23 protein-coding genes are annotated in these 22,626 nt (G+C 58.7%); 8 read left to right on the top strand and 15 right to left on the bottom strand.

Going from position 1 to position 22,626, the window contains the following annotated elements; all coding sequences use genetic code 11:
• Window positions 1-93: 93 nt before the first annotated feature.
• Entirely contained in the window at window positions 94-1,674 is a 1,581-nt protein-coding gene (locus ACHZCJ_RS08590) for a helicase HerA-like domain-containing protein (RefSeq protein WP_321325641.1), read from the top strand.
• A 21-nt stretch (window positions 1,675-1,695) separates the two neighbouring features.
• Here ACHZCJ_RS08590 and ACHZCJ_RS08595 read toward each other — a convergent pair whose 3' ends face one another.
• From ACHZCJ_RS08595 to queF, 3 genes are all read right to left on the bottom strand, one after another.
• The gene (locus tag ACHZCJ_RS08595) at window positions 1,696-2,097 is read right to left on the bottom strand and encodes a thioesterase family protein (RefSeq protein WP_159647711.1); all 402 of its coding nucleotides are present in this window, start codon (window positions 2,095-2,097) and stop codon (window positions 1,696-1,698) included.
• Between the two features lie 82 nt (window positions 2,098-2,179).
• Complete coding sequence (locus ACHZCJ_RS08600; RefSeq protein WP_321325644.1) at window positions 2,180-3,268, bottom strand: glutathione S-transferase; 1,089 nt, start codon at window positions 3,266-3,268, stop codon at window positions 2,180-2,182.
• Entirely contained in the window at window positions 3,268-3,738 is a 471-nt protein-coding gene (gene queF, locus ACHZCJ_RS08605; protein WP_321325646.1) for a preQ(1) synthase, read from the bottom strand. The genes ACHZCJ_RS08600 and queF overlap by 1 nt, the downstream gene beginning before the upstream one ends.
• 108 nt (window positions 3,739-3,846) lie before the next feature.
• On the opposite strand from queF, the gene ACHZCJ_RS08610 reads away from it, so the two are divergent.
• From ACHZCJ_RS08610 to ACHZCJ_RS08630, 5 genes are all read left to right on the top strand, one after another.
• On the top strand, window positions 3,847-5,385 hold the full coding sequence (locus tag ACHZCJ_RS08610; protein ID WP_321325648.1) for a cryptochrome/photolyase family protein: 1,539 nt from the start codon (window positions 3,847-3,849) through the stop codon (window positions 5,383-5,385).
• A 125-nt stretch (window positions 5,386-5,510) separates the two neighbouring features.
• Window positions 5,511-6,347 carry a 3-mercaptopyruvate sulfurtransferase gene (sseA, locus tag ACHZCJ_RS08615; RefSeq protein WP_321325650.1) on the top strand — a complete coding sequence of 279 codons (837 nt, stop codon included), beginning with the start codon at window positions 5,511-5,513 and terminating at the stop codon, window positions 6,345-6,347.
• Window positions 6,348-6,373: 26 nt separating this feature from the next.
• The gene (gene metC / locus ACHZCJ_RS08620) at window positions 6,374-7,573 is read left to right on the top strand and encodes a cystathionine beta-lyase (RefSeq protein ID WP_321325652.1); all 1,200 of its coding nucleotides are present in this window, start codon (window positions 6,374-6,376) and stop codon (window positions 7,571-7,573) included.
• Entirely contained in the window at window positions 7,570-8,907 is a 1,338-nt protein-coding gene (locus ACHZCJ_RS08625; protein WP_159647705.1) for a mechanosensitive ion channel family protein, read from the top strand. Before metC ends, ACHZCJ_RS08625 begins: the two co-directional genes overlap by 4 nt.
• A 301-nt stretch (window positions 8,908-9,208) precedes the next feature.
• Complete coding sequence (locus ACHZCJ_RS08630) at window positions 9,209-9,988, top strand: TorF family putative porin (RefSeq protein ID WP_159647704.1); 780 nt, start codon at window positions 9,209-9,211, stop codon at window positions 9,986-9,988.
• Window positions 9,989-10,044: 56 nt separating this feature from the next.
• Here ACHZCJ_RS08630 and ACHZCJ_RS08635 read toward each other — a convergent pair whose 3' ends face one another.
• The 5 genes from ACHZCJ_RS08635 to ACHZCJ_RS08655 all read right to left on the bottom strand — a co-directional run bounded on the left by ACHZCJ_RS08635 (window position 10,045) and on the right by ACHZCJ_RS08655 (window position 15,421).
• Complete coding sequence (locus tag ACHZCJ_RS08635) at window positions 10,045-11,592, bottom strand: ABC transporter ATP-binding protein (RefSeq protein WP_321325656.1); 1,548 nt, start codon at window positions 11,590-11,592, stop codon at window positions 10,045-10,047.
• The gene (locus ACHZCJ_RS08640; RefSeq protein ID WP_321325658.1) at window positions 11,589-12,377 is read right to left on the bottom strand and encodes an ABC transporter permease subunit; all 789 of its coding nucleotides are present in this window, start codon (window positions 12,375-12,377) and stop codon (window positions 11,589-11,591) included. Before ACHZCJ_RS08640 ends, ACHZCJ_RS08635 begins: the two co-directional genes overlap by 4 nt.
• A 4-nt stretch (window positions 12,378-12,381) precedes the next feature.
• The gene (locus ACHZCJ_RS08645; protein WP_321325660.1) at window positions 12,382-13,302 is read right to left on the bottom strand and encodes an ABC transporter permease subunit; all 921 of its coding nucleotides are present in this window, start codon (window positions 13,300-13,302) and stop codon (window positions 12,382-12,384) included.
• Window positions 13,303-13,308: 6 nt separating this feature from the next.
• Window positions 13,309-14,454: an epoxide hydrolase gene (locus ACHZCJ_RS08650; protein WP_321325662.1), complete on the bottom strand. Its 1,146-nt coding sequence runs from the start codon at window positions 14,452-14,454 to the stop codon at window positions 13,309-13,311.
• Between the two features lie 97 nt (window positions 14,455-14,551).
• Window positions 14,552-15,421 (bottom strand): 3-hydroxyacyl-CoA dehydrogenase NAD-binding domain-containing protein, encoded by an 870-nt coding sequence (locus tag ACHZCJ_RS08655; protein ID WP_321325664.1) that lies wholly within the window; start codon window positions 15,419-15,421, stop codon window positions 14,552-14,554.
• Window positions 15,422-15,497: 76 nt separating this feature from the next.
• Here ACHZCJ_RS08655 and ACHZCJ_RS08660 point away from each other — a divergent pair, with 76 nt between their 5' ends.
• Window positions 15,498-16,595: a DUF1176 domain-containing protein gene (locus ACHZCJ_RS08660; protein WP_321325666.1), complete on the top strand. Its 1,098-nt coding sequence runs from the start codon at window positions 15,498-15,500 to the stop codon at window positions 16,593-16,595.
• Between the two features lie 2 nt (window positions 16,596-16,597).
• On the opposite strand, the gene egtD is transcribed toward ACHZCJ_RS08660, so the two are convergent.
• From egtD to gluQRS, 5 genes are all read right to left on the bottom strand, one after another.
• Window positions 16,598-17,557: an L-histidine N(alpha)-methyltransferase gene (gene egtD, locus ACHZCJ_RS08665; protein WP_321325667.1), complete on the bottom strand. Its 960-nt coding sequence runs from the start codon at window positions 17,555-17,557 to the stop codon at window positions 16,598-16,600.
• Window positions 17,558-17,573: 16 nt separating this feature from the next.
• Window positions 17,574-18,773, bottom strand: coding sequence for an ergothioneine biosynthesis protein EgtB (gene egtB, locus ACHZCJ_RS08670; RefSeq protein WP_394700165.1), 1,200 nt, complete (start codon window positions 18,771-18,773; stop codon window positions 17,574-17,576).
• Between the two features lie 146 nt (window positions 18,774-18,919).
• Window positions 18,920-19,498 (bottom strand): cob(I)yrinic acid a,c-diamide adenosyltransferase, encoded by a 579-nt coding sequence (locus ACHZCJ_RS08675; protein ID WP_321325669.1) that lies wholly within the window; start codon window positions 19,496-19,498, stop codon window positions 18,920-18,922.
• A 12-nt stretch (window positions 19,499-19,510) separates the two neighbouring features.
• Window positions 19,511-19,741: an HIG1 domain-containing protein gene (locus ACHZCJ_RS08680; RefSeq protein WP_159647695.1), complete on the bottom strand. Its 231-nt coding sequence runs from the start codon at window positions 19,739-19,741 to the stop codon at window positions 19,511-19,513.
• Window positions 19,742-19,750: 9 nt separating this feature from the next.
• Window positions 19,751-20,641 (bottom strand): tRNA glutamyl-Q(34) synthetase GluQRS, encoded by an 891-nt coding sequence (gene gluQRS / locus ACHZCJ_RS08685; protein ID WP_321325673.1) that lies wholly within the window; start codon window positions 20,639-20,641, stop codon window positions 19,751-19,753.
• 87 nt (window positions 20,642-20,728) lie between these two features.
• Here gluQRS and ACHZCJ_RS08690 point away from each other — a divergent pair, with 87 nt between their 5' ends.
• Window positions 20,729-21,295, top strand: coding sequence for an HNH endonuclease (locus tag ACHZCJ_RS08690; protein WP_321325675.1), 567 nt, complete (start codon window positions 20,729-20,731; stop codon window positions 21,293-21,295).
• Between the two features lie 26 nt (window positions 21,296-21,321).
• Here ACHZCJ_RS08690 and ACHZCJ_RS08695 read toward each other — a convergent pair whose 3' ends face one another.
• Both ACHZCJ_RS08695 and ACHZCJ_RS08700 read right to left on the bottom strand, forming a co-directional pair.
• Entirely contained in the window at window positions 21,322-21,732 is a 411-nt protein-coding gene (locus ACHZCJ_RS08695) for a response regulator transcription factor (RefSeq protein ID WP_159647692.1), read from the bottom strand.
• Between the two features lie 117 nt (window positions 21,733-21,849).
• A complete protein-coding gene (locus tag ACHZCJ_RS08700; RefSeq protein ID WP_321325677.1) occupies window positions 21,850-22,566 on the bottom strand; it encodes a type II CAAX endopeptidase family protein in 717 nt (238 codons plus the stop codon).
• Window positions 22,567-22,626: the final 60 nt, after the last annotated feature.

Raw genomic sequence — 22,626 nt, forward strand, 5'->3', positions numbered from 1 at the left:
CAGATGTAACAGACAAGGGCCGGCGCTTGACGCCGGCCCTTTTTTTGCGTCAAGTCGGGATCAGCTTTGCAATATGATTGAGGGGATCCGCCGATGGCCGATGCAACAGAAATTTTTCTCGGACTGGGCGGCGGCGAACGGCAAAGCCTCAATCTCTCCCGCGCAAACCGGCACGGCCTGATTGCCGGCGCAACCGGTACCGGCAAGACGGTCACGCTGCAGGGGCTGGCCGAAAGCTTCTCGGCCAACGGCGTTCCCGTTTTTGTTGCCGATGTGAAAGGCGATCTGTCCGGTGTTTCGATGGCCGGTTCTGGCCAGTTCAAACATGCCGACAAACTGGAGGAACGGGCCAAGGAACTTGGCATGGAAGATTACGCCTATTCCGATAATCCGGCGATATTCTGGGACCTCTACGGTAAACAGGGTCATCCGATCCGGACCACGATCACGGAGATGGGACCGCTGCTGCTTGCTCGCCTGATGGACCTGAACGACACGCAGGAAGGCGTGCTTAATATTGTTTTCCGCTTTGCCGACGAAGAAGGATTGCTGCTGCTCAACCTCGACGACCTGCAGTCGATGCTCGCCTATACGGCGGAAAATGCGAAGCAGCTGTCCGCCAAATATGGCAATGTCAGCAAGGCCAGCGTCGGCGCCATTCAGCGCCAGCTGCTCCAGCTCGACAGCCAGGGCGCGGGACAATTCTTTGGCGAGCCCGCTCTGGAGATTGATGATTTCCTGAAATGCGATGACCAGGGCCGCGGCTATATCAACATTCTCGCCGCCGACCAGCTGATGCGTAGCCCGAAACTCTATGCCACCTTCCTGCTCTGGCTGCTCGCCGAGCTTTTTGAAAGCCTGCCGGAAGTCGGCGATCCGAAAAAGCCGAAACTGGTCTTTTTCTTTGACGAAGCCCATCTTCTGTTCGACGATGCGCCGAAAGCCCTGGAAGACAAGATCGAACAGGTTGTGCGCCTGATCCGTTCGAAGGGCGTCGGCGTCTATTTCGTCACCCAGAACCCGGTCGACATTCCGCAGGAAGTTGCCGGCCAGCTCGGCAACCGTGTGCAGCACGCGCTGCGCGCCTTCACCCCGCGCGACAAGAAAGCGATCAAGGCCGCCGCCGACACGTTCCGGATCAATCCTGATCTGGATGTAGAGGAAGCCATTACCGAATTGCGCGTTGGCGAGGCGCTGGTATCGACCCTGCTGGAAGACGGCGCGCCCTCGATCGTCGAGCGGACCCTGATCAAGCCTCCCCGCTCCCGCCTCGGACCGGTCACGGCAAAGGAACGCGCGATCATCAACTCCATCTCTCCTTATGACGGCAAATATGATACCGAGATAGACCGGAACAGCGCCGAGGAAATCCTGGCGCAAAAAGTGATCGACGCGACAGAAACCGCCAAGGAGGTTGAGGAAAAGGGCGAGGAAGAGGTCCGCAAACAGCCGCGCAAGAGCAAGAGCATCTGGGAAAAAGCACTCAGTCGCGGGGCAAAGGTGGCCATGGGTTCAGCAGCGGGCATGGCTGCATCGACCATGCTCGGCAAAAAATCACGGGCAAACCCGGTGCGGACCGGCGTGACGTCCGCCGTTGGTTCTGTGGTGACGGATCTGGCGGGGCCGGTTGCGGGACGCTTCGTCCGCAATCTGATCGGCGGGTTAATGCGCTAACCGGCGCTGTCCCTGTAGTCGCTAGTCTTTGTTGCCCAGAAAACGCGCGACAATATCCTTTGCCAAGCGGGTCGGGCGCAAAGTGTCGGCGTCAATGCAGCACCAGCTTGACTGGACTTCGGCCAAGACCTCTTCGCCCCGCCGAATGACCGTGCTGTAGAAAGCGCGCGCGCCGTGGACTTTTTCCAGCAACACTTCCGCGATCACATCATCTTCCAGAAACGCCGGCTTGCGATAGGTGATCTCGTGCTTGAGCGCGACCCACAGATGGGCGGCGACCGCTTCGGAGGGCGCAAATTTCTGCCAGTGCGCGACCACAGCATCCTGCACCCAGGTCAGATAATTGGCATTATTGACGTGGCCCATGAAATCAATGTCGGACGGTTCGATCGCGATGCTATGATGGTGTGAAATGCTGCTCATATCGACAATATATAAGAATGACCGTGACCGATTGATAGGGCAAAGTCGATTCTGGTGCTGAATCCGGGAAAGCCGCGCAACATCAGCCGCGAACAAGCTTGAATTTTTCGAACGCCAACCGCTGGTTCATCGTGAAGTTTGTAAAGGCCCCTGCGCCGTCAACCGACGAGAGAAATTCGTCCGCCGCCGCCTTCTCAACATCCGCCAATCCCCGGTGATAGTCCAGCGGGCGTTGCAGCATCCACAGGCTGAACGGCGGTGCGATCCGCTGTCCGGCCACGCCCTCGATGGAAAAATCGGCCATGCCGACCGCACGCGGAATTTCGGTATCGCGATTGGCATCAGCCCAGCGGGCGAACATATCGCTGGTTTTCTGCAGGAAGGGCATCTGCTCTGCCATCATCCGCTCCAGCACCGGGATCAAGGTCGGCGGGATCGCGTCATCCGGTAGAAATTCTCCCGATAGCGGCTGCTGCACATTCACCATCCGCTCGACCCATCCGGCAACCTTCGGCGCCAGCCGCTTCATGATCTCGCCCGATGCCGGATCGCGGTATAAATGGGCATAAAGCGGACCGATAAGACCGTAATCGCCGATCGATGGACGCGAACCCAGCAGATAGTCATGTTCGGCAAAATGCCGGTCGAGATCGGCGAGAAGCGCTTCATAGCTTGCCTCGATCGCGGGGATGGTCTGCTCGTTAATCCCCAATATCGGACAAAAACCCTTGAACGTCTGGCCCCGCTCACGGCCGATAACAAGCTGTTCCTCCCGGCTGGCCTCGGGGGCTGCAACCGCCCCGAATTCGCCGTAGACCCATTCTTCATTATAGTTCCAGCGATAGTGCATCGCCGGGATCACCAGCCATTCGTCACCGAACACTTCCATCAGCAGCGCCACCAGCCGCTGCTTCGGCGTGTCGGGATAGACCGACGGCCCGCCGGTCGTCGCTTCGAAATGATCGATAATCAGCGTTGTGTCCTGAAGCGTTTCGCCGCCGTCGGTCACCATCACGGGAATAACGGGGCGACCGACTCTGGGGACGATGACCGTCTTGTAAACCTCTGTGGTGCTGAGAATCTCCTCGTAATCCACCCCTTTCCAGTCAAGATAGGCCCGCGCCTTGCCCGAATAGAGGGAGAGCGGCCCGCCGTAGAATTTATGCGGCATCAGCCACGGCCCCGGTAGGACGCGACGCCCTGATCCGGCACCCAGAGCCCCTTGGGCGGTTCGCCCGACTGCCAGAAAATGTCGATCGGTATGCCGCCGCGCGGATACCAGTAACCACCAATCCGCAGCCATTCGGGTTTCATTTCGTCAAACAGCCGCCTGCCGATTCCGACCGTACAGTCTTCATGGAAGGCGGCATGATTGCGAAAGGAACCCAGAAACAGCTTCAACGACTTGGACTCGACGATGGTCTCTCCCGGCGCATAGTCAATGACCAGATGCGCAAAATCCGGCTGGCCGGTGACCGGGCAAAGCGACGTGAATTCGGGCGCGGCAAAGCGCGTCAGATAGAGCTCGCCGGCGCGCGGGTTGGGCACATAATCCAGCACAGCGCGCTCGGGCGAAGCAGGAAGTGCGCTGTCCTTTCCCAGAAATTTCGGTGCGGGTTTTTGGGTGTCATCATGGGTCATGGCGGTCTTTTAGGGCAGCCCGTGCGCCATGTCATTAGCCAGCGCCATTTTCATACTGCCCCAAAGCACAGATCGTCAAAAGCCGCCTGATTGTATAAAAGGCCCGACATGTCAGAGAAAATTCTTATACCGATACTGGGCGATCAGCTGTCGATGGATATCTCGTCCCTGGACGGGCAAAACCCTGATGACTGCATCTTGCTGATGATGGAGGTCGAGGACGAAACGACCTATGTCCGGCACCACAAGGCCAAAATCGCCTATATCCTGTCGGCCATGCGCCACCATGCCAAGGCACTGGCAGAGCGGGGATGGTCCGTCGATTATGTGAAGCTGGCCGACCCCGACAACCGTGGCAGCTTTTCCGGAGAAATCGCGCGGGCGCTGGAGCGGCATCGCATCGACCGCATCCGGATCACCGAGGCCGGTGAGTGGCGAGTCATGGCGATGATCGAAAATTGGGAGGACCAATTCGCCATCCCGGTGTCCATATGCCCGGATCGCCGCTTTATCGCGACGCATCAGGATTTCACAAACTGGGCGGACGGTAAAAAGCAGCTGCGGATGGAGTATTTCTATCGCGAAATGCGGCGAACGACCGGAATCCTCATCGACCGCGACGGCAAGCCGGAAGGCGGCAAATGGAATTACGACAGCGCCAATCGCAAACCGGCCAGGGGCGACCTGTCCATTCCCCAGCCGATCCGCTTCCGGCCAGATGCCATAACGGAACAGGTTCTGACCATGGCGGCGGAAGAATTTTCCGGTCATCCCGGGTCACTGGAGCAGTTCCATTTTGCCGTCACCCATGAAGAAGCGATGCGGCAAAAACGCAAATTTCTGGACGAGGCCTTGCCCAGATTCGGAGACTATCAGGATGCGCTGCTCAGCGGAGAGCCGTTTCTCTGGCACTCGATCCTGTCTCCCTATATCAATTCGGGCCTGCTCGATCCGCTCGATCTCTGCCACGAAGTCGAGCAGCGCTATCGAGACGGTGACGTTCCGCTCAACGCCGCCGAAGGGTTTATCCGGCAAATCATCGGGTGGCGCGAATATATACGCGGCATCTACTGGCGCGAGGGTCCCGATTATGTCGAACGCAATTTTCTGAAGGCCAAACGGCCTCTGCCGGAATTTTACTATTCGGGTGAAACCGACATGCACTGCCTGTCCGAAGCCATTGGACAGACGCTCGATCTGGCTTATGCCCATCACATCCAGCGGCTGATGATAACGGGCAATTTTGCCCTGATCGCCGGTCTCGATCCGCAAGCGGTGCACCAATGGTATCTGGAAGTCTATGCCGATGCCTATGAGTGGGTCGAACTGCCCAATACGCTGGGCATGAGCCAGTTTGCCGACGGCGGCATTATCGCATCCAAACCATATGCTTCGTCCGGCAATTACATCCACAAAATGTCGGATTACTGTCAGAAATGCCACTATGACGTGACAAAGCGCGTTGGCGAGAACGCCTGCCCGTTCAACGCCCTGTACTGGGACTTTCTCGACCGCAACCAGAACAGGCTGGCCGATAACAATCGCCTGGCAATGCCCTACCGCACGTGGGGCAAAATGGATTCTCAAACGCGAGACGACATCCGTCGGCAGGCGAAAAGCTTCCTCGATCAGCTGCAGGGAAACTGAATTGCCGAAAAAGCACATAAGCGGTAGATTCGTCCGGCAATGCGTTATAGCCTCGACGCCTTGAAATCGAGTCGCTAAACGGCGGTTGGAGTAGCGCAAATAATTGCGGGCATGAGGAGTTTAATATGGAATTGCTGGTAACGACCGAATGGTTGGCCAACGAACTGGGCGCATCCGATCTGCGTATCGTGGACGCGACGAAATTCATGGCGGATGCCGGTCGTAATCCGGCCGCCGAATATGAAGCGGGCCATATTCCCGGTGCGGTCTTCATGGATCTCAGCGATCTGACCGACAGCAGTAACCCGATCGAAAACATGCTGCCGCCGGCGGAGAAATTTGCCAGCCGCATGCAATCGCTCGGCCTGGGCGATGGCAGCCGCGTCGTTCTCTATGATGACAGCCCGCTCAAAAGCGCAGCGCGCGCCTGGTGGATGCTGACCATGTTCGGAGCGCATGAAGTCGCCATTCTCGACGGTGGCATCGCCAAGTGGAAAGCCGAAGGCCGGCCGCTGGAAAGCGGCAAGGAGGCCTTGCGCCACCGCCATTTCACCGTCTGGAAGGACGACAAGGATATCCGTACCAAGGCCGATATGCTCGCCAATCTGCACAGCAAGGACGAGCAGGTCATCGATGCGCGCCCTGCCGATCGTTTCAGTGGCGAGACTCCGGACCCGCGCGGCAACATTGCTTCCGGACATATTCCGGGATCGACCAATATCCCGCACAGCAACTTCTTCAACGCCGACGGCACATGGAAAAGCAGCGACGAAATCAAGGCGATCTTCAGCGATGCCGGCGTCGATCTTTCCAAACCTCTGGTCACGACCTGTGGCTCCGGCATGACCGCAGCGGTCGTCTCTTTTGCTGCCGCACTGGCGGGTGCAGAAAAGACCGCGCTTTATGATGGCAGCTGGGCAGAATGGGGCGCCGACGCCGATACCCCGAAAGAATCCGCCTGAACATGCCGGCGCTGCTGGAACGATAATTGGCAGATGATGACTCCGGCTTGAAAAAACCGGCGACCCAGGTTGTTACCGGCGGTCGCCGGAAAAATTGGACCGGAGCCGTGGTCAATCCGCCTGTCTGGCGGGGCAGTACCCATCTTTACGAGAATGTCGCCGATCTCCGGGAAGGCCTGAAGACCAATGACGACGGGCGGTTTTTCTACGGTCGCCGCGGCTCGCCTACCCAATGGTCACTGGCCGATGCGCTGACCGAAATGGAGCCCGGCGCCGCCGGAACGATGCTCTATCCTTCCGGCGTTGCGGCCATATCCTGCGCATTGCTGGCTGTGCTCAATCCCGGCGACGAAATCCTGCTGACCGACAGCAGCTACGATCCCAGCCGCAGCTTTGCTGATGCCTTTCTCAAGCGGATGGGCATCACCGCCCGCTATTATGATCCGCTTATCGGCGCGGATATTGCGGAAATGTTCGGCCCCGCTACAAAAGCCATATTGATGGAAAGCCCGGGCAGCCTGACCTTCGAGGTTCAGGATGTACCAGCCATTTGCAAAGCGGCCAACGCGGCAGGCATCGTCACCCTGCTCGACAACACATGGGCAACGTCACGATTTTTTCCGGCGCTGCAACATGGTGTGGATATCGCCATAACCGCAGCGACAAAATATATTGTCGGACATAGCGATGTGATGATGGGCGCGGTCACCACCCATGACAAATATTGGCCCCGGCTCCGGCGCACCGCCCAGCAACTGGGACAGGTGGTTTCTCCGGATGACGCCTATCTGGCCGCGCGCGGATTGCGGACGCTGGACGTCCGCCTGCGCCAGCACGAGGCCAGCGCACTCGAAATCGCCCAGTGGCTGAAGCAAAGGCCCGAAGTCGGTCTGGTCCTGCACCCTGCCTTACCCGATTGCCCGGGCCACGATATCTGGAAACGGGATTTTAAAGGGGCATCCGGACTATTCTCCTTCGAGCTTGCCGATGCCGACGAACATTCCCGTGCGGTCTTCATCGATGCGCTGGCGCTGTTTGGCATAGGATATAGCTGGGGCGGTTTTGAAAGCCTCGCACTGCCGGTCGATCCCGCGAAGCATCGCAGCGCGGTACCATGGACCCCAAGAGGAGCGCTGGTCCGGCTCAACATAGGCCTGGAAGACCCGGCTGATCTGATAGCGGACCTTGCCAAAGCTTTCGAATATTATCACAGTGTCAGCCCATGATCGACAATGCGCTGAAATATATTGAGGCTTTTGCGCCCGACATCCCGCGCAATGTTCAATATATCCAAGGCGCCATCGCTGCGGGGCTGGTGGTTCTCGCGCTGACCGCCGGCTGGTATCTCAGCAAATATATCGGTCCAAAACTGCGTCACCTCTGGGAAGCGCGCGCCGGTTATGAAAGCGAACTTGCCGGCCGCCGCATCCGCGACATGACCCGCCGAGCCACTACCTTCATATTATGCGGCATTTTCCTGGCGGCCTATCCCTGGTATCTGATTGCGCAAGTCGTCTTTTCACTGACCATTGCAATAACCGTCGGCCTGTTCGCCAATGACCTGATCCGTGGCGTACGGATGCCGAACTGGTTGGGAACAACCATTGGCCTCGCCCTGTTCGTTAGCATCGGGTCCGGACTGGTCGGCGGAATCGAGCCGATTACCCTGGCGATGGACAAGGTCGGGTTCAGCCTCGGTTCCCGCCGGATCTCACTGCTCTGGATTGTCACGCTGGCGATGACCGCCGTCATTCTGCTGGCGGTGGCCCGCGTGCTGATGAAGCTGGTGGCCTATATCATCAGCAACAGCGAGCTCGACGCCGCGCAAAAGGTATTGGGGCAGAAACTGGCTACGGTTTCGATATTGGCCGGAGCCTTTGTGCTTGGTCTCGACGTGGTCGGGATCGATCTCACAGCCCTCGCGGTATTTTCTGGTGCCTTCGGCCTCGCCATCGGCTTCGGCATGCAGAAGACGATCGGTAATTTGATCGCCGGGATCATCCTGCTGATGGACCGCTCGATCAAACCGGGGGATGTGATCGCGGTTGGCAATACCTATGGCTGGGTCAACAAGATCGGCGTGCGCGCCGTTTCCGTCCTGACGCGTGCGGGCAAGGAACATCTGATTCCGAACGAGGATTTGATGACCCGCGAAGTGGAAAACTGGTCCTATTCAAGCCCCAACGTCCGGATCAGCATTCCGGTCGGCGTATCCTATAATACCGACATGGATCAGGCGATCGAGCTGATGAAACAGGCCTGTGTCGATGTGCCGCGGGTGCTCAATCATCCCAAACCGGTTGTCTGGATGCTTGAATTTGGCGACAATAGCGTCAATTTCGAGATCCGGTGCTGGATCAAGGACCCGCAATCCGGTGTCGGCAATTTCAGAGCGGCAATTTTGAAAAGGGTCTGGGACCTGTTCAAGGAACATGGTGTCGAAATTCCGTTCCCGCAGCGCGATCTCCATATCAAGTCCTTGCCGGAAGGTGGGACTGTCATATTGCAGGCCGGATCGGAACCGGCCATTGGACCGGCAGGACCAAACGGCTCGGACTGACCAGATGCTGGAAATTTGGTTACGGTATCAGCCTGGCAGACGCCGAATGACGCTTTATTAATCACCGGCAAACAAATCCGCCTAAATTTTAAGCGGCCGAAAGCAAGTCTGTGGCGCAAGTGCAACATTTCAGAATTATGTCATCTTTACTGTCATATTCGATCTTGTGCAGCGCAATAATATAGAGCAGCTTTCTTGGGCATGTTTAGAGACTGTTCGCGTTCGGGGTATCTGGCGTAATATAATAACAGCGGAAACAAAAGTAGGAGGGGCGATACGCATTAACGAGAAAGGGATTTCCATGCGCACGTCCAATAAAGCTAATCTTGGCGGAAAAGCCAAATCAACCATCATCGGCCTCTCGGCCGCATTGCTTGCCTCTACCGCAGCCCCTGCCCTGGCGCAGGATGCGGAAGAATCCGCAAGCCCGATCACAATTTCGGGAAATGCAGCGGTCACTTCTGACTACCGCTTTCGCGGTGTAGCGCAGTCCGGCGGCGATGTCGCTATTCAGGGCGGCATCGATATCGGCCATGAAAGCGGCTTCTACATCGGCACCTGGGGATCTTCGATCAACTTTGCCGGTGGTACCGAGCTCGACATTTACGGCGGCTGGTCCGGTGAAATCGCTTCCGGTATTACCGCCGATATCGGTCTTCTCTATTATTTCTACCCTGACGCCGGCGGCGTTGGCGGTGGAGCGACCGACTTCTTCGAACCATATGCTTCGCTCTCGGCTACGCTGGGCCCGGTTGAAGCCACGGTTGGCGCAGCCTATGCCTGGAGCGGGCAAAGTGCTCTGGCCAACGAAGACAATATCTATCTTTACACCGACCTGAGCGCCGGTATTCCCGACACTCCACTGACCTTGAATGCGCATCTGGGCTATTCGGATGGCGACAGCTTCCTCAGCACGCTGCAAGGAACCGACGGCAACTATGTTGATTGGTCGTTGGGCGTAGACTATGCGATCACCGAAAATCTGTCGCTGGGAGTGGCCTATACGGACACCGACGATTCCCCGTCACAGAAAGATTTCACCGACTCTGCATTCGTCTTCACTCTCGGCGTATCCTTCTAAATTCACAAAGCAACGCTGAAAAAGGGGCCGCTCGGACAACCGGGCGGCCCTCTTTTTTAGCTTGCCGCCACCAGCCTTTGTGTTGCCGGATGCTTCGGATGTTCGATGACCGCCTGCATTGCACCGGATTCGACGATCCGCCCTTCTTCCATCACGGCAATCCGGTGACATATTCGCCGGGCGGCGGCAACGTCATGGGTGATGAACAGAAGGCTCAGGCCGTTATCTGCCTGCAGCCGGAGCAGCAGATCCAGAATTTCCGCTCCCACTAGCGGGTCGAGCGCCGATGTCGCCTCGTCCAGCACCAGAAGCTGTGGCGCCGCAATGACTGCCCGCGCGATCGCTACCCGCTGCGCCTGCCCGCCCGAAAGGCTGGCGGGAGAACGGGACAGAAAATCTTCCGTCAGATCGACTTCCAGCATGGCCTGCCGTGCCATCTCGCTCCGGTCGACAGCTATCAGACCGGGCCGCAGGTTACGCAATGGCTCGGACACAATATCCTCAACCCGCCATTGCGGATCGAGACTGGCAACCGGGTCCTGAAAGACCGGCTGGATCAACTGGCGCATGGCAAGATTGCGCTGGCGACGTCCGGGAAGCGGCGCGCCCTGCCACCGGATTTCTCCACTGGTTACCGGGCCGATACCGGCGATAGCCCGTCCAAGGGTGGATTTCCCCGATCCGGAGCCGCCGACTAACGCCAGGGACTCACCTTGCCGGATCATGATGTCGGCGTTGACCACGGCCCGGATCTTACCGCTGCGCCAGCCCGGTCGCGGGAATTCGACGCCGACATCCACGGTTTCGAGCAGCGGCTCACCGGGCTGGCCAAGCTTTGGCGGTGCCTCGTCTAGCCGCGGGGTAGCAGCGATCAGGCGCCGGGTATAATCTTTCGCAGGATGGGTGATAATCGTCCGTGTCACCCCCTTTTCCACCAGCCGGCCCTTTGCCATCACCACCAGCTGGTCGGCATGGCCCTCGACTGAAGCCAGATCATGACTGACCAGCAGCATCCCGAGCTGATGTTCGGCCCGCAATTCATCGAGCAGGTCCATGATCTCGGCGCGCAAGGACGCATCCAGCGCGCTGGTCGGCTCGTCGGCGATCAGCAATTTGGGATGATGGGCGATAGCCGCGGCAATCATCACCCGCTGGCGCTCGCCACCAGACAGCCGGTGCGGGAACTGGTCCAGTCGCTCGTCTGCCCGGGTCAGGCCGACCCGTTCCAGCATGAGTGCCAGTTCCTTGCGCGATGGCCGTGGTGATGCGGCCTGCATGGCGGCTTCCTGCAATTGCGAGCCGACCGTCAGATGCGGGGTCAGCGCGGTCTGTGGCTGCTGGAACACAAATCCGGTCAGCCTGCTGCGGGCGTTACGCAATTGCTGGTGGTCAGCGCTGGCCAGGTCGATGCCATCCAATATCATCGCGCCCGAAGCGATACCAGGCGACAGGCCGAACGGTGTCAGGCAAGTGAGGCTCTTTCCCGACCCCGAGCCGCCGATGATTGCGGTGCATTGTCCCGCTTCAACGGTCAGGCTGACATCTTGGACCAGCCGCTTGCCGGCGATCTCCACCGCCAGTTGGTCTATTTCGTAAAGGCTCATGAGAAGCGGTCTCGCAACCGCTCGCCTTCGATTGTCAGGCAGACCAGGATCAGCACCAGCAAGCCGCCGGGCAGCAGCAGGCCGAGCGGCGCCATATCTATGTCATCGGCGCCCTCCTTGACCAATGTGCCGAGCGATGTCAGCGGCTCCTGCACGCCCAGGCCCAGAAAGGAGAGGAAACTCTCGACCATTACCACCTGCGGCACGGTCAGCATTAGATAGGCCAGCGCCACGCCGGCGATATTGGGCAATATATGGCGCAGCACGATCGTCGTGGATGGCGTCCCCGCCGCCTCGGCCGCCAGAATGAAGGGCCTTTGCTTCAGCGCCATCACCTGCCCCCGCACCACCCGCGCCATGGTCAGCCATTCGACCAGCCCGATACCGACGAAGACCAGCAATATCGACCGGCCGAACACCACCATCAGCAGGATCACGATGAACATGAAGGGCAGCGCGTAGAGACCATCGACAATCCGCATCATCAGCTCGTCGACTTTGCCGCCGATCCAGCCCGCGGTCGCGCCCCAGGCGATGCCGACGACCAGCGACACCAGCGCCGCCGCCATCGCCACCAGCAGCGTGATCCGGGTGCCCGCTGCCAGCCGCGCCAGACGATCCCGGCCAATGTCATCGGTGCCGAATATATGCGATTCGCTGAACGCCGGCGCGCGGACGGCATCCCAGTCGATCTGGTCATAACTCCAGGGCAGAAAGAATGGCAGCAACAGAGCCAGAGCGGCAATTAACAGAACCAGAGCTAGCGGGAGATGACGCTTCAACATGCGCTCACCCTTCCCGCATTCTGGGGTCGAGCCAGCCGTAGATCAGGTCGGCAAACAGATTGAACAATATGATCAGCGCGGCGTAGAGCGTGACCACACCGAGCACGAGCGGATAGTCGCGGTTGAGCGCGCCCTGCACGAAATAGCGGCCCAGCCCCGGCAGGCCGAAGACGGTTTCCACCACCACGGCCCCGGTCAGCAGCCCCGCTGCCGCCGGACCAAGATAGCTGGCGACGGGAACGAGAGCGGGCCGAAGACCATGTTTGAACAGGATTTTCACCTCGGGCAGTCCCCGCGCCCGCGCTGTGCGAATATGATCCTGCTTGAGCACGCTCGCCAGACCGGCGCGGGTCAGCTTGGCAATCGCTCCCGACACCGGCAGCGCCAGGGCGACGACTGGCATGATCAACCAGGCCGCGCCCTCGCCCGTTCCCGATACCGGCAGCAGGCCGAGCCATAGACCAAAAAACAGCGCCAGCGCGGGTCCGGTGACAAAGGTCGGCAGCGCGGTTGCGATCGTCGCCAGCATCATGATCGTCTTGTCCGCAGCCTGCCCGGCTCGCACGGCAGCAAACAGGCCGGCCGTCACCCCGATCATCAGCGCCAGCACGATCGCCAGCCCGCCCAGCGTCAGCGAAATCGGCAGGCCCTGCGCGATCAGTTCCGATACGGTAAAGTCACGATAGACCAGCGAAGGCCCGAAATCTCCCTGGATCAGCCGCGAAATATAGAGCCACGCCTGCTCCCACAATGGCCGGTCCAGACCATAAGCCTGTTGCAAGGCCGCCTGCGTTGCCGGATCGAGCGGTCGCTCGCCGTCAAACGGCCCGCCCGGCGCCAGCCGCATCAGGAAGAAGGATGCCAATATGATCACCAGCAATGTCGGGATGGCCGTCATCAGCCGCCGGGTGATCAGGGCAAGCACGTGCCGCTAGAGCTCCATCCCGGCAAAACAGCCGCGCACTTCCTGCACGAACAGTTCCGGCACTTCCATCGCCGCGAAATGGCCGCCCTGTTCAGGCTCTCCCCAATAGTGCAAGTTCTGGAACCGTTGCTCTGCCCAGCGGCGCGAAGGGGTGATGATTTCGTGCGGGAAGATGCTGCACCCCGAGGGAATAGTGACCGGATCGACATTGGGCGCGCCGAAGCTTTCGCGGTACAGGCGCGCCGAGGAAGCACCGGCATTGTTGAGCCAGTAGATCATCACATTGTCGAGCAGGCGGTCGCAGTCGAAATTCTCGTCCGGCGCCTTGGCATCCTCTGCCCAGCCCTGGAATTTCTCCATGATCCAGGCCATTTGCCCGACCGGAGAATCAGCCAGACCATAGCCCAGGGTCTGCGGCCGGGTCCGCTGGATTTCCGCATAGCCGGCGCCCTGCTCCTGATAGACCGCGAAATGGGCCAGTGACGCTTGCTCTTCGGGGGTCAGGCTGGCCATCATCTCGTCCGACGGTGGTCCGACGACCACGAGATTGACGTGCACTCCGGCACAATGGCCGAGATTCTGTGCGCCGATCACCGAGGTCACCATGCCGCCCCAGTCGCCGCCCTGCGCGAAATAGCGGTCATAGCCGAGCCGCGTCATCAGCGTGTCCCACGCTTTTGCGATTTTCTCCAAGCCCCATCCGGTCGTGGTCGGCTTGCCGGAAAAACCATATCCGGGCAGCGACGGCAGCACCAGATGATAGGCATCTTTCGCCTCCCCGCCATGTGCCACCGGATCGGTCAGGGGACCGATCACGTCCATGAACTCGACGATCGAGCCGGGCCAACCATGTGTCATCAGCAGGGGCCGCGCATCCGGCTCTGGCGAGCGGATATGCATGAAGTGGATATCGACGCCGTCCATTTCGGTCAGGTGATGCGGGTATTGATTGAGTTCCTGCTCGCAGCGCCGCCAGTCGTAGCTGGTCCGCCAATGTTCGACGATGGTTTTCACATAGTCGAGCGGGATGCCTTGCGACCAGTCATCCACCGGCTCCGGATCGGGCCAGCGCACATGCCGCAACCTTATATCGAGATCGTCCAGTGCCGTCTTCGGGATATCGATTGTGAAGTCTCTGATCATATCATTCATATAAACCAACTTCTTCCTGTTCGTGTATCCCGAGCCTGTCGCCAGACGCAAGGCTCGACATCTCTATTCCGACATGCCGGAATAGAAAGCAATCGACTCACATCGTCGGAACCGGCACTTCGCCCGAATAGTCGTAAAAGCCCTTGCCCGTCTTGCGGCCCAGCCAGCCGGCTTCGACATATTTGGTCAGGATCGGCGCGGGGCGATATTTGGGGTCGCCAAAGTCATTCTGCAGCACGCGCAGGATTTCCAGCAAGGTGTCCAGCCCGATCAGATCGGCCAGAGTGATCGGCCCCATCGGGTGGCCGAGACCAAGTTGAACGCCGCGGTCGATATCTTCCATCGACGCCGTGCCTTCGCCGAGCGCGAAAAAGGCCTCGTTGAGCATCGGCAGGAGGATGCGGTTGACTACGAAACATGGCGAATCTTTCGCCATCACCGGAGTCTTGCCGACAGCTTTGGCGAAATCGCTGGCTATGGCCGCGGTCTGGTCGCTGGTCGCAAGGCCGCGGATGACTTCCACCAGACCCATCAACGGCACCGGATTGAAAAAATGCACGCCGACAAAGCGCGACGGGTCTTTCACCGACTGCGCCAGCCGGGTGATCGAAATCGATGAGGTATTGCTCGCCAAAATCGCTTGGTGACCCAGCACTTCGGATGCTGCGGCAAAAATCTGGCGCTTGACGTCTTCACGCTCGGTGGCGGCTTCGATGATGATGTCGGCATTGGCCATCGGGTCAAGCTGGACGATCGGCTCGATTCGGCCGAGTGCGGTTTCGGCGGCCTGCTGATCAATCTTGTCCTTTTCGACCAGTCGCGACAACTGCTTGGCGATACCCGCCCTGCTGCGTTCAGCGATTTCCATGCTGACATCGGAAAGATAGACGTGATAGCCCGCCTGAGCAGAAACCTGCGCGATGCCGGCGCCCATTTGTCCCGATCCGATAATACCGATTGCTTTCATATCATGCCCTTCATGCTGTTCGATGTGTTTGCACAAGCCACTAGCGATTGTCGGCCAAACTGGCTAGATTGCAATTATGTCCCCTATCAGTTTCATTGTCGGAATATTTGCCACCATCACCGCCGCGACCGCCCAGCCGGCGGCGCAACCCGGTGAGATCCGGACTTTCCGGGACTGGGCTGTCGGCTGCGACAATGGCGGAAACTGCCAGGCTGTTTCGCTGGTTCCGGACGACGGCGGATCCGGATTTGACGGCTGGGACGGACCGGTTTCGATCGTCAGGACCGCCGGCAAAGATGATATTTTCAGGATCCGCGTCCTGTTTCCTGCCCGAGAGATGGACCGTTACCGGATGAATATTGATGGCAAGCTGGTCGACACCGGGCCGATTGTGCAAGGCGATTATCCGATAGAGATTGTCGGCACGGATGCCGAAAAGGTGGCGAAGGCTATTATCAACGGAAGAAATCTCGTCATCCAGGGGCCCCAGGGCGAGAATATCACGCAAATTTCGCTGGCCGGTTCTTCGGCCGCCTTGCGCTATATCGACGAAAAGCAGCAGCGTGCCGGAACCGCAACCGCTCTGGTCGCCAGGGGACCGCGAGAATATCAGCCCGCGGATAGCGAAATCCCGACCATCACGGTCGACCGTTGGGACGATTCCAAACTGGCCCCGGAAACCGGCGATATCGTGGCGCTGGTCGAAAAGTCCAGATGCAAGGACGAGCGCTACGGGCTGGTGGAGGACCAGGTCTTTCCGCTGGGCAAACGCGGCAACCGATTCCGGGCGCTGGTGCTGATTTCCTGCGGCTCGGGCGCCTATAATTTCTCCAGCGCGCCCTTTATCGGGGAATATGTCGCAAATCCCCGCGCGACCAGCGGCTGGACGTTCGCGCCCGCCCGATTTGACCGTCAGCCCAGCTGGGGCGGCGAAGGTACCGACCCGTTGCTGGTCAATGCGAGCTGGGATGAGCGGGAGCGGAAGCTCGGCAGCTATGGCAAGGGCCGCGGGCTCGGCGATTGCGGCAGCGCTGAAAATTATATCTGGGACGGAGACATGTTCCGGCTGACCGATGCCAGCGCAATGCCGGAATGCCGCGGTGCCTATGAATGGATTTCGATCTGGCGCGCAAACTACCGCATTCTCGAAGAGACCACTGCGCCTGCCGAATAATCCTAGGGCGCGTGCTTGAGCGGATGGGCTTCCACCAGCATGAGCGTAAAATAGTCCAGCTCGTCGCTCCATTCGCGCAAGGGCGTCCAGCCGCCGGCCCGCAACATCAGCCGGGCGTCGCGCAAGCCGTATTTATGGCTATTCTCGATATGGATTTTCTGTCCTCCGGCCATTGCATGGCTATGCCCGTCGATTGAAAATTGCACATCGTCCTGGGCTTCCAGATAGATTTCGATCCGCGCATATAAATCGTTCCAGACCGCCTTGTGACGGAACCGGTCAACCGGAATATCTGCTGCCAGCTCGCGGTTGATCCGGTGCAGCAGATTGAGCGAAAATTGTGCCGTCACGCCGGCCGCATCATCATAGGCGTCGATCAGCGTCTGGACATCCTTGATCCGGTCAAAACCGATCAAGAGCTGCGCGCCCTCACCCAGCGTTTCCCGCATGAAGCGCAGCAGGTCGACCGAAGTCCGGGCGATCATATTGCCGATCGTCGAGCCGGGAAAGAAACCGAGCTTCGGCATGTCGGCCACGGCCTCCGGCAGCGCCACCCTGTTCATGAAATCGGCCTCGACCGGATATATCGGCAACTCCGGGAATTCTTCCTGAAGCAGCGAAGCGCTATGTTCCAGAAACTCGCCGGAGATATCGATCGGCACATAGGCCGCAGGGTCAATCGCTTTCAGCAGATGCGGGGTTTTGACCGAACTTCCCGAACCGAATTCGATTACCGCCCGGCCGGTGCCCGTCGATGCAGCAAAAGCCGCTCCATTGTCCTTGAGCAATTTCGTCTCGGTCCGCGTCGGATAATATTCGGGTAGCCCGGTAATCTCTTCAAACAATTCCGAACCGCGCCGGTCGTAAAGCCAGCGCGCCGGGATCGCATAGGTGCGGTTTTCAAAACAGCGCCGGACGTCCTTGCGAAACGTATGGTCGACAAGAGAGGTGGTCATGTCCATGAGGGAGTCCTTGACGTCAAAGGTCTTTGGCTAGCCGCAATCCGCAGAATTGCCAGCGCTGGTGGGGATAGAAGAAATTCCGGTAGCTGGGCCGGACATGGCCAGGCGGAGTAGCGATACTGCCACCCTTCAGGACAGACTGGCCCGACATGAACTTGCCATTATATTCCCCGACCGCCCCGTCGGCCGGCCGGAACCCCGGATAGGGCAGATAGGCGCTGCCGGTCCATTCCCACACCGCGCCATTGTGCGGAAGGCCATGATTGGCCGCCACTTCCCATTCGGCTTCAGTGGGCAAGCGGGCGCCGGCCCAGGTAGCATAGGCATCCGCTTCATAATGGCTGATATGTTGTACTGTGGCGGACAGGTCGAGCCGATGGTGGCCGCCCAGTCCGAACGCGGACCATGTCTTGTCCGGTTCCCGGCTCCAGTACAGCGGGGCTTCAATGCCGTGCTGCTGTACCCAGGCCCAGCCGTCCGACAGCCAGTGGCTGGCCTCCCGATAGCCGCCATCCTCGATAAACGCGAGCCATTCACCATTGGTCACCGGGCGGCTGGCAATCGCGTGAGGATGAAGCAATGTCTCGTGTCTCGGTCCTTCGCAATCAAAGGCAAAACCGGGTCCGTCATGACCGATTGGCTGTACACCCGTTCTGCCTTCGATCCATTCCAGAGGTCCGGGCTCTGCGGCCTCAACGGGATCCGCGCAGGAATAGGCGGGCTTTAGCGGATTTCGGGAAAAGAGATGGAGGATATCGGTCAGCAACAATTCCTGATGCTGCTGTTCGTGGTTCAGGCCAAGCTCGACCAGATCGAGCAATTCTGCGGAGAAGCCGTCCATCGCCCCCTCCATTGCCGTGTCGACATGACGACGATAGGCCATTACCTCCGCGAGCGAAGGGCGGGTTAGCAAGCCCCGTTCCGGTCGTGCGTGACGGGCACCTTCGGCTTCATAATAGCTGTTGAACAGATAGGAATAAGCATCGTCGAACAGGTGATAGCCGGCGACGTGATCACGCAGCAGGAAAGTTTCAAAAAACCAGCTGACATGGGCCAGGTGCCATTTTGCCGGAGAGGCGTCGTCCATCGATTGTGCGGTCGCATCGGCATCGCTCAGCCCATCGGCCAGGCCAACCGAATAATGTCTCACATCGCGGTAGCGGGCCAGCAGCTCACCTGCCCGGGAATCACTATGTGCGTCGGCCGCGTGCGAAATCGGGCGATGTGGTTGGCTGGCGATCAATCCTACTCCGGTAGCGGCTCTTATTGTCTTCGGAACATAGCGCGAACAATGATTAGGTCAACTACGCATATACACTCCGACTGGTTGCATATATCTGCGTTGCAGGGCACTTTAGCGTCCTAACGCGAGGCCCCCGGAACCCATAGAATGTCGTCCTTGCCACCCCGGTTCAGCGCGCGTCCAACTACGAACATATAGTCCGAAAGACGATTGATATAGGCCAGCGCCTGCGGGTTGATCGACGTCGCCCTGACCGCGGCAACACAGGTCCGCTCGGTCCGCCGGGCCACGGCGCGCACCAGATGGATGGCTGCGGCGGCTTTCGTTCCGCCGGGCAAGATGAAGCTGGTCAGCGGGTCTAACTCGGCCGTGGCGGCATCAATGGCTTTTTCCAGCCGCTCCACTTGTGAAGGGACCACTCTCAGAACCATTTCCGACGGCGTAAAATCGTCGCCTTCAGCGGCCGGCGTTGCCAGGTCCGCACCGAGATCGAACAGGTCGTTCTGGATAACGCGCAAGGTCTGGACCAGCGTGTCATCGGCGATTTCGCAAATCGCCACACCGAGCACACTGTTCAATTCGTCCACATCGCCAATCGCCGCCATTCGCGGATCATTTTTGGCAATGCGCGATCCGTCGACCAGACCGGTCGTCCCGTCATCACCGGTGCGCGTATAGATTTTGTTTAGCTTTACCATCGGGGAAGCGGTCTAGCTCTGGCCACCCGCCACTGCCAGCAATATCACCACCAGAATGATCGCGATCGCCTGATATTTGACGCGCGCAAACATCATTTCATTCTGCTTCTTGTGCGAAGCGGTAATGCCTTCGGCATCTACATCGCCTGGCTCCATATTGGCGAAGGCGATCAGCCCGCGCACAAGTGCATAAACAACAGCGCCAGCCGCTGCGATGATCATCAATATCAAAATATAGCTCATAATTTCACCTTAAGCCTGCGAGAGGGATATTCCAACAGGGAAGATTCCCGCCCTGAGATTCTGCACCAGTCGATAGCCGTCTTCACCGGCGGCCCGCAATACGGACAAAGAGGCAGAACCGCGGCTTTTCGACAGCTTTTCCCCCTTGTCATCGAGCAGCAGCCGATGGTGAAAATAGATAGGGGTGGGCAAGGCCAGCAATGCCTGCAGCAGGCGGTGGATGTCGGTGGCGGCGAACAGGTCTTCGCCGCGCACGACATGGCTGATCCCGTCCCGGGCATCATCGAGCGTCACAGCGAGATGGTAGGCAACCGGCATATCCTTGGGCAGCAGAATAACGTCGCCAAGTCGCTCGGGTTGGGTCAAGCGCTCGCCTTGCCGCTCGTCGATCCAGCGCAACGGGCCCGTGATCGCCGCGGCCTTTGCGACGTCAAGTCGCCAGCTATGCGGCTCCTCAGCCGCTCGCTTGCTTGCCACTTGCGGGTCCAGATGACGGCATGTTCCCGCATAAACCGGACCATCAGGCCCTTCAGGCCGCCCCCCTTGTTCCCATAATTGCCGCATATCCGACCGGGTGCAGAAGCAGGGATATAACAATCCCATCGCCTTCAGCCGGTCGGCTGCGGCCGCATAGCTGGCAAGCCGTTCGGACTGAAAAATCACATCCCCGTCCCAGTCCAGGCCTAGCCAGCGCAGGTCATTCTCTATCGCCTCGACAAATTCCGAACGGCTGCGGCCGCTGTCGATATCCTCGATCCGCAGCAGGAACCGGCCCGCGTGCTGTCGGGCGAAATCGTGCGCCACCATCGCTGCATAGGCGTGACCCAAATGCAACAACCCGTTGGGACTGGGGGCAAAACGCACCACAATATGTCGATTCAATTGCCCACTTGACGTCATGAGCCGGATAATGTTCTCTGTGTAATAGTCATGTCACGTTCTTAGGCATAAAGAGCAGACAGTAAAGGACAAGGGAGACAGACACGCATGTACCACCCCGACCTGCTGAGGCATCCGGAAAGCTGCCCCTCGCTTGTCCTTAATGCAGACTATACGCCGCTGTCCTATTATCCGCTCAGCCTGTGGCCCTGGCAAACAGCAATCAAGGCGGTGTTTCTCGACCGCGTCGACATCGTTTCCAGCTATGAGCGCGAAGTACACAGCCCCAATCTCGACATGAAAATCCCGTCGGTGATTGCCCTGAAGAAATATATCAAGCCGTCCGAATATCCAGCCTTCACGCGTTTCAACCTGTTCCTGCGCGACAAGTTCGAATGCCAATATTGCGGATCACCCGACAATCTGACCTTTGACCATGTCATCCCGCGCCGCCAGAAAGGCCGCACGACCTGGGAAAATGTGACCACCGCCTGCCTGCCCTGTAATCTCAAGAAAGGCGGCCGGACACCCAAGGAAGCGCATATGCAGCTCGCCAATCAACCGATCAAACCGACCAGCTGGCATCTGCAGGAACATGGCCGGGCCTTCCCGCCAAATTTTCTCCACGACACCTGGCATGACTGGCTATATTGGGATATCGAGCTGGAAAGCTAAGTCATTCCAAATCCGGTGATCGGGAATCAGACGTAGCGCATCGGCAGTTTTTGCGTAGCTTTGCGTTTCTCGACATTGTCCAGCATCGTTTCGACAGTCACCACAAGCTCGTCGGGGTCAAAGGGCTTTTTCAGATAATCTGTGGCGCCGGCTTCCCGCGCGATCCGTTCATCGGCCGCAGACGACCTTCCGGTCAACATCAATACCGGCGTCGCGAATAGTTCATGATGGTTGCGAATGCGGCGAACCACTTCAACCCCGCCCATTCCCGGCATGCTGCAATCCAATATGATCAGATCGGGGTTTTTCGCCTTGGCTACTTTCAGTGCCGTCAGGCCGTCACCGATCACGCCAATGGCATGCCCTGCATCTATCAGCGTATCACGGACGATCTCGGCAACCATTTCATCGTCTTCGGCATAAATAATTCTTGCCATGGAAAAATCTCCTTGATCAGGCGCGTTAGCAGGAACTCGTTAATGAATTGCCCGGTCTCCCGCGGGCGGCAGCCGGACCATATCCTCCAGCGCCCTGTGGAGGTCAGGCAAATTTGCTCAGTCGCGGATTCCGAGAAAACGAAACGTCTGTCCCAGACTGTTGAATATGCCGTGCGCAAAAATCAGCGGCATGATATTCTTGCGGCCGAACCAGAGATAAAGCATTGCAAAGGCAAACCCCCCGGCTCCGGTGATCAGGGCACCATGCATACCCTGATAATAATAGTGCCGGTAGCCGAAGAAAATCGAGGAAAACAGGGCCGCTCCGATCTCTGCCTTCCCGCTTCCGCCGAAGGCTTTGCTGGTTCGGTCGATGACAAAGGCGCGAAACAACAGCTCCTCGAAAAAGGATCCGTGGGTCCAGACCAGCAGCATGATCCCGATATAAGCCGCCAGATTGCCCTCGATATGGTCAAACCGGCCACTGGTGCCGACATCTTCGAAAAATGCGTCGGCGAAAAGCTGCATCAGCTGTGTAGCCGCGATGAACAGGGCCATTGAAAATAACGTCAGTCCAACGGTTTTCCACCAGTTTTCGGGCCAGCGCAGTCCCAGATACTTCCAGCCCAAGCCTCGGCGCCGCAGCAACAGGGTCGCGACCAGCATCGCCGAAAATGTGGATGCAGGACCGGCATAGAGATAGCTGAAGGACAGAACAGACTGTTTGACCCCGACCAGAACCGCCAGAATTATGAGCAGGTCGACCAGTGCCACCGGATCAAATCGCCTCACCGGCATTTCGGCCACAGGCCCCCTTTGCGATTTGACTGACATCTCGCCCTCATTTTCCCGATGTGTATTACCCCAATATAACACCAGAATTTAATCTCGCAA

The organism is uncultured Parasphingorhabdus sp. (assembly GCF_963677535.2).
Taxonomy (GTDB): Bacteria; Pseudomonadota; Alphaproteobacteria; order Sphingomonadales; family Sphingomonadaceae; genus Parasphingorhabdus.

Coding starts and splice junctions, on each gene's coding strand:
- ACHZCJ_RS08590 (WP_321325641.1), top strand. CDS start 94: ATGGCCGATGCAACAGAAATTTTTCTCGGACTGGGCGGCGGCGAACGG.
- ACHZCJ_RS08595 (WP_159647711.1), bottom strand. CDS start 2,097: ATGAGCAGCATTTCACACCATCATAGCATCGCGATCGAACCGTCCGAC.
- ACHZCJ_RS08600 (WP_321325644.1), bottom strand. CDS start 3,268: ATGCCGCATAAATTCTACGGCGGGCCGCTCTCCCTCTATTCGGGCAAG.
- queF (WP_321325646.1), bottom strand. CDS start 3,738: ATGACCCATGATGACACCCAAAAACCCGCACCGAAATTTCTGGGAAAG.
- ACHZCJ_RS08610 (WP_321325648.1), top strand. CDS start 3,847: ATGTCAGAGAAAATTCTTATACCGATACTGGGCGATCAGCTGTCGATG.
- sseA (WP_321325650.1), top strand. CDS start 5,511: ATGGAATTGCTGGTAACGACCGAATGGTTGGCCAACGAACTGGGCGCA.
- ACHZCJ_RS08625 (WP_159647705.1), top strand. CDS start 7,570: ATGATCGACAATGCGCTGAAATATATTGAGGCTTTTGCGCCCGACATC.
- ACHZCJ_RS08630 (WP_159647704.1), top strand. CDS start 9,209: ATGCGCACGTCCAATAAAGCTAATCTTGGCGGAAAAGCCAAATCAACC.
- ACHZCJ_RS08635 (WP_321325656.1), bottom strand. CDS start 11,592: ATGAGCCTTTACGAAATAGACCAACTGGCGGTGGAGATCGCCGGCAAG.
- ACHZCJ_RS08640 (WP_321325658.1), bottom strand. CDS start 12,377: ATGTTGAAGCGTCATCTCCCGCTAGCTCTGGTTCTGTTAATTGCCGCT.
- ACHZCJ_RS08650 (WP_321325662.1), bottom strand. CDS start 14,454: ATGAATGATATGATCAGAGACTTCACAATCGATATCCCGAAGACGGCA.
- ACHZCJ_RS08655 (WP_321325664.1), bottom strand. CDS start 15,421: ATGAAAGCAATCGGTATTATCGGATCGGGACAAATGGGCGCCGGCATC.
- ACHZCJ_RS08660 (WP_321325666.1), top strand. CDS start 15,498: ATGTCCCCTATCAGTTTCATTGTCGGAATATTTGCCACCATCACCGCC.
- egtD (WP_321325667.1), bottom strand. CDS start 17,557: ATGGACATGACCACCTCTCTTGTCGACCATACGTTTCGCAAGGACGTC.
- ACHZCJ_RS08675 (WP_321325669.1), bottom strand. CDS start 19,498: ATGGTAAAGCTAAACAAAATCTATACGCGCACCGGTGATGACGGGACG.
- ACHZCJ_RS08680 (WP_159647695.1), bottom strand. CDS start 19,741: ATGAGCTATATTTTGATATTGATGATCATCGCAGCGGCTGGCGCTGTT.
- gluQRS (WP_321325673.1), bottom strand. CDS start 20,641: ATGACGTCAAGTGGGCAATTGAATCGACATATTGTGGTGCGTTTTGCC.
- ACHZCJ_RS08690 (WP_321325675.1), top strand. CDS start 20,729: ATGTACCACCCCGACCTGCTGAGGCATCCGGAAAGCTGCCCCTCGCTT.
- ACHZCJ_RS08695 (WP_159647692.1), bottom strand. CDS start 21,732: ATGGCAAGAATTATTTATGCCGAAGACGATGAAATGGTTGCCGAGATC.
- ACHZCJ_RS08700 (WP_321325677.1), bottom strand. CDS start 22,566: ATGTCAGTCAAATCGCAAAGGGGGCCTGTGGCCGAAATGCCGGTGAGG.